We start from the raw sequence: 13,454 nt of genomic DNA, 5'->3' as shown, positions 1-13,454 counted from the left end.
ATTTAGCCATAAAAAAGCCTGACTGAGTCAGGCTTGTTCACTTTCTAAAGATGGATACTCTATCACCACTGATTTAGAAACCGTTTTTTTAATCATCAGACTACGGATCAATACATACATAAAGGGAATAAACAGCAGTACCAGGACAGTAGCAAATAGTACCCCGCCAAAAACACTACTGCCAATCTCCTGCCGGCTGATTGCACTGACACCTGTGGCAAACATCAAAGGTAGTACGCCCGATGCAAATGCAATGGAAGTCATGACAATAGGACGCAAGCGTAAGCCCGCAGCCATTATCGCGGCCTGAACCGGAGTATGACCTGCCCGCTCTGCTTGTGCAGCAAACTCTACAATCAAAATTGCATTTTTACAGGACAGACCGATAGTCGTCAGCAAGGCGATATGAAAGTAAATATCGTTCGCAAAACCAAACCAGACACAGAACAGAATACTTCCTCCCACGCCCAGAGGAATCGCGGTCAACACCACAGCAGGAATCGTCCAGCTTTCATAGAGTGCCGTTAAACATAAGAAAATAAAGGCAATCGAAATTAGATACAAGAAAATAGCTTGCCCACTGCTACGTTTTTCTTCTAAGGCGGCTCCACTCCAGGCCAAATTTACTCCGTCTTGTTCATCGACTAAAGCTTCGACATCTTGCATGGTTTGACTCGAAAATTGATCTTTGGGAATACCTGCATATACAGGCACGGCGTTATAGCCCATATAACGATTGATACTATTCGGTCCACCTTGCCAATTTAGCGTAGTGAATTGATTAAACGATAACATTTCGCCTGTGCTATTGCGGACATGCCAATGTGCCAAATCTTCAGGTTTAGAACGGAACTCCGCTTCGCCTTGCATGATGACCCGTTTGATTTGTCCACGATCAATAAAGTCATTGATATAGGTACCACTCCAAGCCGCAGCCAACGTACTGTTAAAACTTTGCTGAGGTACGGCATATTTGAGTAAACGTTCTATATCCAGTTTAATATTCAGCTCGGCACTTTCTTTGGGTACATCAAGTTGTAAATATTCAATCGATGATTTTGCTTTGGCACGGGTTTCAATCTCAGAGAAGGATTGCTGTAAAAACTCGCTGCCCCGTGAATCTAAATCTTGTAACCAAAAGTCGACCACACGTCCATTACTAGACATAGAAGGCGCCATAAAGAAAATCTGGGCATTGGCATGATTGGCAAAGTGCTTTTGTGCACGATCTACAATAGCAAAGACGGTATCTTCAGGATTTTTACGCGCTGCCCAGTCCTTTAATACGACAAAGAGCTGACCACGATAAGGCCCAACCCCAACATTGTTTCCGCTATACCAAATCCCAATGCTTTGGATGCGCTCAGATTCATGCTGCATTAAATAGTCTTGGACTTCACGCCCGACTTTTTCTATCTCAGAACGTGGTGCATTGCCTGGCATCACAATTTGACCCATGACAAAGCCCATATCTTCCGTTGGCATCAGCCCTTCGGGCAAGGTTTTATAAAGCCAGCCAAAGCCTAAAACACATATACTAAATACAGCCAACATCGTCATTTTAAACTGCATGCTACGTGCAGAAAGCTTTTGGTAATGCATGGTGAGCTTATCCATGCCACGATTAAAACGCTGTGCCCATTTTGGTTGATGTGGTTGACGCTTTAGCATTTGCGCTGCAAATGTAGGGGTGATGATAAGTGCCACCAATAAAGAAAGTAGCATTGCCACGACCAACGTGATGGAAAACTGACGATAGATGACCCCTGTCATACTGCCAAAAAATGCCATGGGAATAAATACAGCAGTTAAGACCAGAGTAATCCCGATCAATGCACCGCTAATTTCCTTCATTGACTTTAAAGCTGCAGCCTGAGCATCCAAATGTTCTTCATGCATCAAACGTTCAATGTTTTCCACGACCACAATGGCATCATCGACCAACAGGCCAATCGCCAAAATCAGGGCAAACAAGGTAAAACTGTTTAAGCTCATTCCCAGTACATACAGCACCGCAAATGTGGCTAAAACTACAATCGGAATCGTGACTGCAGGAATAATAGTGGCGCGCCAGTTTTGCAGGAAGATAAACATCACCAAGACTACCAGTACCATCGCTTCAACCAGAGTTTTCGCGACTTGTTCAATTGAACTGGTAATAAATGGGGTTTTGTCCATGGTCATACGCAATTGATAATGTGCAGGCAAATTGGCTTGGGCATTTTTCAATACCGTTTGCATCTCCTCTGAAACCGCAATGGCATTACTCCGTGGTGCCAATTGAATCGATAATGCAGCGGATAAATGACCGTTGGTATAATTTAAATGATTATAACTTTCTGCCCCTAATTCAACACGTGCGACATCTTTCAAATACAGGACCGAACCAGAATCTGTTGTTTTCACAATAATTTTTTCAAATTCATCAATGCTACTTAAACGTGAATCCGCACTGACCTTAGCATTCATGTATTGATCTTGTGCTGTCGGTAATCCACCAATAGAACCAGACACAAGTGGTGCATTTTGTGCCTCGACTGCATTGCGAATATCACTCGGCATCAGATTAAATTGGCGCAGTTTATGTGGATTGAGCCAAATGCGCATCGCATAGCCTGCGCCATAAAGCTCCACCTCACCCATCCCGTCAATACGGGAAAAACGCGGTTCAACATGCACCATTAAATAGTCAGCAAGCTCTGTAGGTGTCGCCTTCCCTGATTCATCATATAAACTCAGTAATGCAAATTGATCATAACCTTGTTTATAAACAGCCACTCCATTTTGCTGGGTTTCTTCAGGCAATCGACTTAGCACACCATTGACCGCATTTTGCACTTGCAACAGTGCCTGATCGAGATCTACTCCTTGCTCAAACGACAGTGTCAGATTTGCACGTCCCACGCTACTGTTGGACTGAAAGCTTTCCAAACCTTCAATGCCTTTCACCGCTTGTTCTAAAATTTGCGTGACCGATTGCTCAACGGTTTCCGCAGATGCACCACGATACCCCGCAGAAACCCCTAACGCAGGTGTATCCATATTCGGCATATGCTCAATCGGAATTTTTTGCAGTGCAAAAATTCCTAATACCATCATGATAATGGCGATGACGGCTGCAAATTTAGGTCGATAAATAAAAAAGCGTGACAACATGAATAAAAATCTCCATCAGATGCATTCTCACGACGCATTCTTCTATGAATAGATGATTTCTATAGCAATTTTCACACCATACTGCAGACTCAACCAGCCATTGGATTAATCTTAAGGATAAAAAAATCCCCGTATAAACGAGGATTTTTCAGCTCTACAGTTTTCCCTTGTTTTAAGCACGCGATTTTTTGATGATGAGTTGGCGAATCAAAACATACATAAATGGAATAAAAATCAGCACCAGCAATGTTCCAAAAATAACACCACCAAATACACTCACCCCAATTTCCTGACGACTCACCGCACCTGCCCCTGTAGCAAAGACCAACGGTAAAATCCCTGCGCCAAAGGCCAAAGAAGTCATCAAGATCGGACGTAGGCGTAAAGAGGCACCTTCTAGTGCCGCCTCTACTACCGATTTGCCTTGTTGCTGCGCTAACGAAGCAAATTCCACAATCAGAATGGCATTCTTACAGGACAGACCGATGGTGGTCAGCAAGGCAATCTGGAAATAGATATCATTCGGGAAACCAGCCAGATAACTGAAAATAATATTGCCACCAATCCCGAGTGGAATAGCTGACATCACGGCGGTTGGAATGCTCCAGCTTTCATATAAAGCCGCCAGACAGAGAAAAATAAAACCAATTGAAATCAGATACAGCCAGATCGCCTGATTATTGGACTGTTTTTCCTCAAAGGAAAGACCGCTCCAGACTACATCGACTCCCTCCTGCTCGGCAATCAAAGCTTCCACATCCTGCATGGCCTGGCCGGAACTGCTGTCTTTGGCCCGATCCGCTTCCATTTGCAATGCGGTATACCCCATAAAGCGGTTGACCACTTCAGGGCCACCACTCCAGCCCACTTGCGAGAAGTTGCTGAAAGGCACCATCTGATTCTGGTCATTACGTACATGCCACTGCGCCAAATCTTCCGGCTTGGAGCGGAATTCAGCATCACCCTGCATAATCACCCGTTTAATCCGGCCACGATCAATAAAGTCATTAATATAACTGCCGCCCCAGGCGCTGGATAAGGTACTGTTGATTGCCGATTGGGTCAGGCCATTGGCCATGGCCTGTTTCTGGTCAATATTGACGCGTAGCTCTGCTTTGTCAGGATTAGAACGCTTGCCCAGATTTTCAAAGCTCGTATAGTTGCCCACCCTAGCTTCCAGTGCTTTAAACTGTTGTTCCAGATATTGCCGGCCATTGCCATTGATATCTCGAATCCAGAAATCCAGACCATCGGTTTGTCCCAAACCATTGACTGAAGCTGGCATGGACACGTTAATTTGTGCATTGCGATTACTCTGGAAATGCTTCAAAGCCCGTTCACGAATCGCTTGTGCAGTATTGTCCTGACCGGAACGCGCACCCCAATGTTTTAATGCCACAAAACCGGTCGCCAGATTCTGACCAGTTCCAGAGAAATTTCGCCCATAACGGATCATCACTAGATTGACGTTGGCTTGTTCCTGATCCAGAAAATACTTACGGACTTCCTCTCCGATCTGAATAGTATTTTTCATCGGGGCGCCTTCCTGCAATTTGATTTGCAAGCTTAAGATCCCCTGATCCTCACTCGGCAAGAAACTGGTCGGCAAAGCACGATAGAACAGCGCAAACACACCGATCAATCCAGCAAACAATAGTAGACAAATCGCCTGACGCTGAATCGTGAGTTTAGACAAATTCAGATAATGATGTTTTAAATGATCCAGTTTCTGATTAAACCAGGACGCCCATTTTGCCGGTTTAGGATTCGGTTTTAGGATAAGCGCGCACAATGCTGGGGTTAGAATCAATGCCACCATTAAAGACAGCGACATGGCCGCAACCAAAGTGATAGAAAACTGGCGATAGATCACGCCAGTCGATCCACCAAAAAAAGCCATTGGAATAAAGACTGCGGTTAAGACCAAAGTAATCCCGATCAGTGCCCCACTAATTTCCTGCATGGATTCCAGGGCAGCGTCTTTGGCGGACAGTTGCTTTTCATGCATCAATCGTTCAACGTTTTCCACCACAACAATCGCATCATCCACCAACAGACCAATCGCCAGAACCAGCGCAAATAAGGTTAAAGTGTTGATACTCATACCCAGTGCATACAGCACCGCCATCGTACCCAAAATCACCACTGGAACAGTCACGGTAGGAATCAAAGTTGCACGCCAGTTCTGCAAGAAAATGAACATCACAATGATGACCAAAATCACGGCTTCGATCAGGGTTTTGACCACTTCTTTAATTGATTCTTGTACAAAAGGCGTATTATCACGCGGGTAAGCAATTTTATAGCCGTCAGGCAATTGCTGGGAAATGCGGGCAATTTCAGCTTTAATCAGATTAGAGGTGGCAATGGCATTGGCCCCTGACGCCAGTGAAATACCCAGACCAGCCGATGGATAACCATTATTAGTACTATAAGATTGATAATTTTCAGCACCCAGTTCCACCCGCGCAATGTCTTTCAAATAAATAAAGCTGCCGGCACGATCCGATTTGACAATAATATTCTGGAATTCTTCTACGGTTTTTAGCCGTGAACCGGAGGTGACTTTGGCATTCAGGTATTGCTCATCTATGGCTGGAAGATCACCAATTGCACCAGCAGCGACCTGAGTATTCTGGGCTTCAATCGCAACACGCACATCGCTTGGCATCAGGTTATATTGTTTTAATTTTTCCGGATTCAGCCAGATCCGCATCGCATATTGTGAACCAAAAACATCCACCTCACCAATGCCTTCAATCCGGGAAATGTCCTGTTCCAGATGGGTCATCAGATAGTCGGAAAGTTCAATATTGTTGCTGCGCCCCGACTCATCATACAGGCTGATCACCATATGGGTATCACCGAGCGATTTAAAGACATTAACGCCTTGGCGTTGTACATCTTCCGGTAATCGGTTTAGTACCCCATTAATCGCATTTTGTACCTGAACCTGTGCGGTATCTGGGTCGGTGCCATTTTCAAAGCTAATACTGACCCGGCTGCGCCCTGAAGAATCACTACTCGAACTGAAATACAGCAGATGATCAATGCCTTTGATTTGCTGTTCCAGCACTTGAGTCACACTTTCTTCCACAGTTTCTGCAGAAGCACCGCTATAAGTTGCTGCCACCGTTATCCTTGGCGGCGCAATGTCCGGATAACGTTCCACTGGCAGGTTCATCACTGCGAACAAGCCGATTGCCATGACAACAATCGCCAGTACCCCAGCAAAGATCGGGCGGTGGATAAAAAATTTAGACAGCATAAGTCCGGGTCACTTTTAATTAAATAGGGGTAAATTGATGCAGAACATAAGCATGCTATATCCAAATATTCAGTGACATAGCACTAGAATGCAAGAATTAAACACATAAAACTGCGATAAAAACCAATCATGGAGAAATTATGGATTATCCCTCTTGAGCACGTTCTTGAGATTGCTCTTCCCTATTTATTAATAGCATTTTTCCAAACAAAAAACCCTGCAGATGCAGGGTTTTTTGGTGAATCAATTAAGCGGATTAAGCGCTGAACTGGTTCATTGTGTTTTTAGAATCATCACCAGCTTTCAATGCATTGTCACCAGCGAAGATTTCTTTGTGGTCATCACCGATGTCAGAACCAGCCATTGCTTGGTGTTTAACACATGCGATACCGCCGCGGATTTCTTTACGTTGTACGCCAGCAACATAAGCCAACATACCTTCAGTACCGAAGTAACCTTGAGCAAGCTCATGAGTAGAAAGCGCAGCTGTGTGGTAAGTCGGAAGTGTGATCAAGTGATGGAACACACCCGCTTCACGAGCAGCATCAGCTTGGAAGGTACGAACTTTTTCGTCAGCTTCAGCAGCCAGTTCAGTTGCATCGTACTCAGCGCTCATTAACTTAGCACGGTCGTAAGCAGAAACGTCTTTACCTTCAGCAACCCAACGGTCATATGCTTGTTGACGGAAGTTTAAAGTCCAGTTGAACGAAGGCGAGTTGTTATAAACAAGTTTCGCATTTGGAACTGTTTCACGTACACGGTTAACCATGTGAGCGATTTCAGCAACGTTTGGCGTTGCAGTTTCGATCCAAAGAAGGTCAGCACCGTTTTGTAAGCTAGTTACACAGTCAAGTACGACGCGGTCGATTTGCGTGCCTTCACGGAACTGGTATAGACCAGAAGCAAGACGTTTAGGACGGTGAAGTTTACCATCACGCTTGATCAGGATTTCGTCTTCTTGCGCTTCTGAAATGTCAATTTCAGTTGTGTCTAAGTAGCTGATGTATTGAGAAGCGATGTCGCCTGGCTCTTTAACCACTGGGATTTTTTGAGTCAAGTCAGCGCCTTCAGAGTCAGTACGTGCAACGATGATACCGTCGTCAAGACCCATTTCTAGGAATGCATAACGAAGCGCGTGGATTTTCGCGATGAAGTCTTCGTGTGGAACTGTTACTTTACCAGCTTGGTGACCACATTGTTTCGCATCAGAAACCTGGTTTTCGATTTGTAGTGCACAAGCACCCGCTTCGATCATTTTCTTAGCAAGTAAGTAAGTCGCTTCTTCGTTACCGAAACCAGCGTCGATGTCCGCAATAATTGGCACAACGTGAGTTTGGAAGTTGTCGATTTGTGAAGTGATTTCAGCTGCTTTAGCAGTGTCGCCCGCTTCTTGTGCTTTTTTAAGTGCACGGAACAAGTCGTTTAATTCTTTCGCATCAGCTTGACGTAAGAAAGTGTAGATTTCTTCGATCAATGCAGGAACAGAAGTTTTTTCGTGCATAGATTGGTCAGGAAGTGGACCGAATTCTGAACGAAGCGCTGCAACCATCCAACCAGAAAGGTAGATGTAGCGACGTTCAGTTGTACCGAAGTATTTTTTGTTCGCAATCATTTTTTGTTGCGCGATGAAACCGTGCCAGCAACCTAGTGATTGAGTGTATTTGCTAGAGTCTGCATCATAAGCAGCCATATCACGACGCATAATTGCCGCTGTATATTTCGCAATGTCTAAACCAGTTTTGAAACGGTTTTGAAGTTGCATACGCGCAGCATCTTCAGGACTGATGTCTGCCCAAGTGTTACCGAATTTCGCTTTTAATTCGCGGATTGCATCAATCGCTGTTTGGTATGTAGTCATGATATATTCCTGTAATAATATTAGGATTTTTCTGCAACGAACCGCTCAAATCACACCCTCAATGACTTGTTCAGATTTTCGACGATCCGTTGGGATAGCTAAAGATTAGTGGGCTTATGAAAATTAATCCAATAGTCTGCAAGAATCTTCAGTATTTATTTAAAAAATGAGTAGATCAAAGTCTTAGTACAATCTTGATAAATTATATTAAATTAGTGTTTTATATAAATTTATTTAAAAATAAAAATGGATAAAATTTCTGCATGTTGCTTAAAAATAATTCATTAGACTTAAGTCTGGATATGGGTTTTATGCCCTTTTATTTTTAAAAAATGCTGATCTTCGATGATTTATTCAACTTAAGGAATTTTTGATTTAGTTTACTTTTCACTCAAATCTTGAACGTAAAAACGGCCTTTATGATTTTCTTTTAAAGCGAAAAGAGGGCTTTCATTCCAATTTATAAAAAGGCTAAATGATGGTCCATTTAACGTGCATCTTTTCTCTTATGTACACTTTGAATAATGGAGCTTAAGCCTGTGTTAATTCTGTAAACTTTATCAGTGAGCACATGGCTTTTTTTCATCGGCGCTTTACACAAGGCCTGGCAATTATGGCATAATCATCATAATTTCTTGTATTTATTCTCGGTATTTCTTTTATGAATCTGGAGCGGGTCGATCTCAATCTATTAATTTATCTTGATGTACTTCTTCGCGAAAAAAATGTCACACGTGCAGCAGAACAATTGGGTGTTACCCAGCCTGCCATGAGTAACATCTTGCGCCGATTACGCAATTTATTTAATGATCCCCTCCTGATCCGTTCTTCTGAAGGCATGACCCCAACCGAACGTGCTTTAGAATTACAACCACGTATTCGGGATGCCCTGGCTGACTTGTCGATGATTCTGGAACCACGTACCGAGTTCCGTCCTTATACCTCAAATCGTGTCTTCCGGATCATGACCTCGGATTATGCAGAAGCCACGCTGGTTCCGCGTCTGGTTAAAGCACTACGTTCAGAAGCGCCGAATGTGGTATTGGATTTTCTGACGCCAAGTGACGTGTCGTATCGTGACATGGAACAAGGCAAGGTCGATCTGGCAATCAACCGTTTTAATGAAATCCCACAAAGTTTTCATCAGGTATTGGTCTGGCGTGACAGCTTTTCTTGTCTTTTAAATAACAAGCATCCTGCCGCAAGCAATTTAAACCTTAAAAGTTACCTGGATGCACAGCATATCTGGGTTTCTAAAACCGGTATGGGGGTTGGCTTCGGGGTAAATCCTGAAAAACAGGCTGGTTTAGGCTGGATTGATCAGGCTTTAGAGCGGATTGGCCAGAAACGTAAAATTTCGGTCTTTACCCGTCATTACCAGATGCCGGGTTTATTGGCTTCCAATGTCGACTTGGTCGCAACACTTCCTTCACGCATCGCACGCCTGCAAGCAAAGAATCACAATTTAATTCTAAAAGATCCGCCATTTTATATTCCGGAATTTGAATTGAAAATGGCATGGTGCCCTTTATTGCATCATCATCCGGCACATCGCTGGTTACGTCAGCTGATTTTGTATGTTGCGCGTCAAATGATTGAAGAAGAAAACCGTGAATTCCTGAGCAATAATTCTCAATTTTCACATTATTAAACTCAAAATCTTCTAAATTCTTATTTTTTAAGATTATACTTTGAAGACTTGAGTTGTCGTTGTTACACCTCAAGTCTTTTTTTGTGTTAAAAATATCCCAAGATACTATTCATCCACAGGTGGATTTGTGAGCCTCTTACAAAATATCGTGATTATCTTAATACTCATCACGGGGGCCGGTTTTTTATCTTTAACTGAAATCGCCCTCGCAGGTGCCCGTAAAGTCAAACTCAAAATTCTGGCTGAGTCGGGTGATCATCGCGCTCAAAAAGTTTTAGATCTACAAGAAAATTCTGCGGACTTCTTTGCAGCCTCTCAAATTGGTTTAAATGCAGTTGCCATTCTCGGCGGTATTTTAGGTGAAGGTGCCTTCCGCCCTTATATTTATAATTTTGTTTCCCGCTTTTACCAAGGACCTTGGGCTGACAATATTAGCTTTGCGCTCTCCTTTACTGTCGTCACTTCATTATTTATTTTATTTGCGGACCTGATGCCGAAACGTCTGGCCATGATTGCGCCAGAAAAGATCGCAGTCTCAGTCATCGAGCCAATTCAGATTTTCATTAAAGTCTGTAAACCTTTGGCCTGGTTTATTAACGCGATTGCCAACATGCTGTTCCGCCTGTTTAAAGTAAATACCATCCGTGATGACAATATTACTTTTGATGATATTTCCGCAGTGATGGATGCGGGTGCACAGGCCGGTGTACTACAAAAACAGGAACATCATTTCATTGAAAATGTATTCGAGCTTGAAGAGCGTAACGTTCCTTCGAGTATGACTACCCGTGAAAATGTGGTGTTCTTTACCTTAAATGAACCGGAAGTAAGTATTCGGCAAAAGCTGGCGGAATATCCCTATTCCAAGTTTCTGGTGTGTAGTAATGACATCGACAGTGTGATTGGCTATGTCGATGCCAAAGATATTCTGGTGCGTATTTTGAATAACCAGTCGCTGCTGCAGCTCAATGAAAATACCATCCGTAATGTCTTGACCATTCCTGATACTTTGACTTTATCGGAAGTTCTGGATCGTTTCCGCTCCACCAAGGAAAAGTTTGCCGTCGTCATTAATGAATATGCGCTGGTCGTTGGGGTGATTACCCTTTCTGATATTATGATTACCGTGATGGGTGACTGGGTGACGCCAATTGAAGCCGATCAGCAAATTATTAAACGTGACAATAATTCTTGGTTGATTGAAGGCAGTACACCGATTGAAGACATCAAGCATGCGCTTGAAATTGATGAGATGCCTGATGATGAAAACTATGAAACCATTGCTGGCTTCATGATGTATAAATTACGCAAGATTCCACGTCCTGCAGATGCAGTGATATTTGGTGCTTATAAGTTTGAAGTGGTGGATGTCGATCATTTTAAAATTGACCAGTTACTGGTGACCCGCTTAATCGAAACCAATTCAGTTATTCAAGAAGAATCAGATTAATCTGGTTCTTCTTTTTATTCCTCTGTTTCAAAAATTATTCTAATAAAAAAATCATAAGGTGAGTGATGAATATTTCTGCATTATTGGCATGTCTGTTTTTTTATTCAGCCCTGTATTTGTTTTACTTCATTCTTGCCAAACAACAGAATCCCCTGCTTTTACTGGCAGCCATCATTCTAATGGTTTTAACGGTGTTCATTATTCCCTACCCGCATGAACGTCGTCGTCGAGGTTTCGACTCGACCTTGAGGTTTGGAGAATATTTTTATTGGCCCTTGATCACCTGGTGGCGTTTATTTATCTTGCCCATCAGCTGGCTGATTGCGCTGATGTATCGCGATTAAAAAAAGCACCCAAAGGTGCTTTCGTTTAGATCTGGTTATAGCTTAGATTTTTGCTAATAAAGCTTCTAGAACGGCTTGATAGTGAATCTGGATATCATCTTCTAAAATTTTGTAGGCATTATCGAATTGCACCATTGGCCAGCCTTCTTTCCAGAATGGGAAAATATTGTGCAGGTCATGGGTGACAATCGCATCTTCACGCACAATTGCTTGGGCAATTTGTGACAGCACTTGCGCAGTTTCAGCGCCATCAATCGCCATATAATCAATTCCGCGCGCTTTTAAAATACGAATTCGGTCTTTTTTATAACGGATTTTTTTGATTTGTGCTGCATTCAGACCCAAAGCCAAAGATACGGCTTCGACAAATTTGTCTTCAAATGACTGATTCAATGCTACTAAGGCTGCTTTATGCGCTTCCTGACGACCAGCTTTACCACCCTGACGAATTGCTGCTTGCGCCTCAGTATTTAGCTCATCCTTTTTCATACTTTGCAGGATGTCTAAAATTTCGATGTCGCTTAACGCCTGAGGAGATTGATCAGTCATAAACTGTCCTTAAAAAAATAAATCTTGAATCGGCTATTTTCGCATAATTCGTCGCTAAAAAACTAAAATCTTCATGATTAAAACAGTGCTACGTTCTGAAACTGCATTTCTTCTGCGATTTTGCGCAAAATCGACTATAGTGCTTCATCTATATATTAAATTAATCTCTGGATGATGCCCACTACGCAAGTGACTTTGTTGCTGCAGCAACTTAAGCGCCAATATCCGACTGCATTTAAAGGAAATTACCTGTTTTACAGTCAGATTAAAATCCGTGGAATCTGGGGTAAAGCCAAGCTTTTAATTCCTTGGGCCTTGGCCGCCATGATTTTTGTTCCCATCAGTTTGATGTTAGGAGATTTCGTACAGCAATCTTTTGTGCAAATCAGCGAATTTCAGGCGCAGAGTTATGCCATGTTGGCCATTCTACTGTTCCTGATGTTGAGTCTCACCTTGATTCTGTACCAGATTCAGCATTCTTCTTATTCGCTGTATCAATTATTACGGCATACCCCGATCAAGATGGCTATTGTGATTCTGATGCAAGCCTTAAATCTGGTCTTTATACAAAGCAGTTTGCTGATGTGGAGCTTATTCTTCTTTGGCGTGAGCTTTGGTTTTGTGCGCTTTTATCGAGAAAATTTATTCAAGGAAAATAGTAAAAATACTGAGCACTATCAGCTACAACAATTACGTAAAATCTGTTTTTGGGCTTATAAACAAACCTGCCTGATCCGACTAAAATTACGTTTTTATTCAAGCCATGATCCTCGGTATGCCGAACTAAAACAGCAATTAAATCACTATGCCGGGTTATATACGCGGCTGCTGAAATATGAGCATCAATATTGTAAAACGATCAAGCATCTAGATGTCGACAGCTATCTGGATGAAAATTCATAGTTCTCTCTATCCTTTTTCATTGGCCATCTTAAAGATCTGCAAATATTGAATTTTAAAAAACGTTGATTTGCTGATTTTTAGAATAGAAGCCACGGAATTGCTTGAAAAGAAAGCAATCATTTCGGAATTTGCTTGCCAAGCTTTATTTCGTCCTCTATTATTGCGCACATGCCCGAGTGGTGAAATCGGTAGACACAGGGGATTTAAAATCCCCCGCCCACAAAGCGTGCCAGTTCGAGTCTGGCCTCGGGCACCATTTTAATATTTATTAAAAT

8 protein-coding genes and 1 tRNA gene are annotated in these 13,454 nt (G+C 42.7%); 5 read left to right on the top strand and 4 right to left on the bottom strand.

Annotated features, from left to right (window positions below; translation table 11 throughout):
* Nucleotides 1–27: 27 nt before the first annotated feature.
* The 3 genes from H0S56_RS04220 to H0S56_RS04205 form a co-directional block, all read right to left on the bottom strand.
* A complete protein-coding gene (locus H0S56_RS04220) occupies nucleotides 28–3,156 on the bottom strand; it encodes an efflux RND transporter permease subunit (RefSeq protein WP_195725729.1) in 3,129 nt (1,042 codons plus the stop codon).
* 172 nt (nucleotides 3,157–3,328) lie between these two features.
* Nucleotides 3,329–6,424, bottom strand: a complete 3,096-nt coding sequence (locus H0S56_RS04215; protein WP_195725728.1) for a multidrug efflux RND transporter permease subunit — start codon at nucleotides 6,422–6,424, stop codon at nucleotides 3,329–3,331.
* Between the two features lie 256 nt (nucleotides 6,425–6,680).
* Nucleotides 6,681–8,282: an isocitrate lyase gene (locus H0S56_RS04205; RefSeq protein WP_004280550.1), complete on the bottom strand. Its 1,602-nt coding sequence runs from the start codon at nucleotides 8,280–8,282 to the stop codon at nucleotides 6,681–6,683.
* A gap of 661 nt (nucleotides 8,283–8,943) precedes the next feature.
* On the opposite strand from H0S56_RS04205, the gene H0S56_RS04200 reads away from it, so the two are divergent.
* The 3 genes from H0S56_RS04200 (at nucleotide 8,944) to H0S56_RS04190 (ending at nucleotide 11,727) form a co-directional block, all read left to right on the top strand.
* Nucleotides 8,944–9,933 (top strand): LysR family transcriptional regulator, encoded by a 990-nt coding sequence (locus tag H0S56_RS04200; protein ID WP_005103940.1) that lies wholly within the window; start codon nucleotides 8,944–8,946, stop codon nucleotides 9,931–9,933.
* Nucleotides 9,934–10,060: 127 nt separating this feature from the next.
* A complete protein-coding gene (locus tag H0S56_RS04195) occupies nucleotides 10,061–11,383 on the top strand; it encodes a hemolysin family protein (protein ID WP_195725726.1) in 1,323 nt (440 codons plus the stop codon).
* 65 nt (nucleotides 11,384–11,448) lie between these two features.
* Nucleotides 11,449–11,727 (top strand): hypothetical protein, encoded by a 279-nt coding sequence (locus H0S56_RS04190; RefSeq protein ID WP_195725725.1) that lies wholly within the window; start codon nucleotides 11,449–11,451, stop codon nucleotides 11,725–11,727.
* 42 nt (nucleotides 11,728–11,769) lie between these two features.
* Here H0S56_RS04190 and H0S56_RS04185 read toward each other — a convergent pair whose 3' ends face one another.
* Nucleotides 11,770–12,276 carry a hypothetical protein gene (locus H0S56_RS04185; protein WP_004280554.1) on the bottom strand — a complete coding sequence of 169 codons (507 nt, stop codon included), beginning with the start codon at nucleotides 12,274–12,276 and terminating at the stop codon, nucleotides 11,770–11,772.
* A gap of 174 nt (nucleotides 12,277–12,450) precedes the next feature.
* Between H0S56_RS04185 and H0S56_RS04180 the strand changes: the two genes are divergently transcribed.
* Nucleotides 12,451–13,179 carry a hypothetical protein gene (locus tag H0S56_RS04180; protein WP_004645749.1) on the top strand — a complete coding sequence of 243 codons (729 nt, stop codon included), beginning with the start codon at nucleotides 12,451–12,453 and terminating at the stop codon, nucleotides 13,177–13,179.
* Between the two features lie 170 nt (nucleotides 13,180–13,349).
* Nucleotides 13,350–13,435, top strand: a tRNA-Leu gene (locus H0S56_RS04175).
* Nucleotides 13,436–13,454 lie beyond the last annotated feature (19 nt).

Origin of the sequence: Acinetobacter lwoffii (assembly GCF_015602705.1) — a bacterium.
GTDB classification, from domain to species: domain Bacteria; phylum Pseudomonadota; class Gammaproteobacteria; order Pseudomonadales; family Moraxellaceae; genus Acinetobacter; species Acinetobacter lwoffii_E.
The sequence above is the reverse complement of the archived record's forward strand: the minus strand, read 5'-3'. Positions and strand labels throughout refer to the sequence as shown.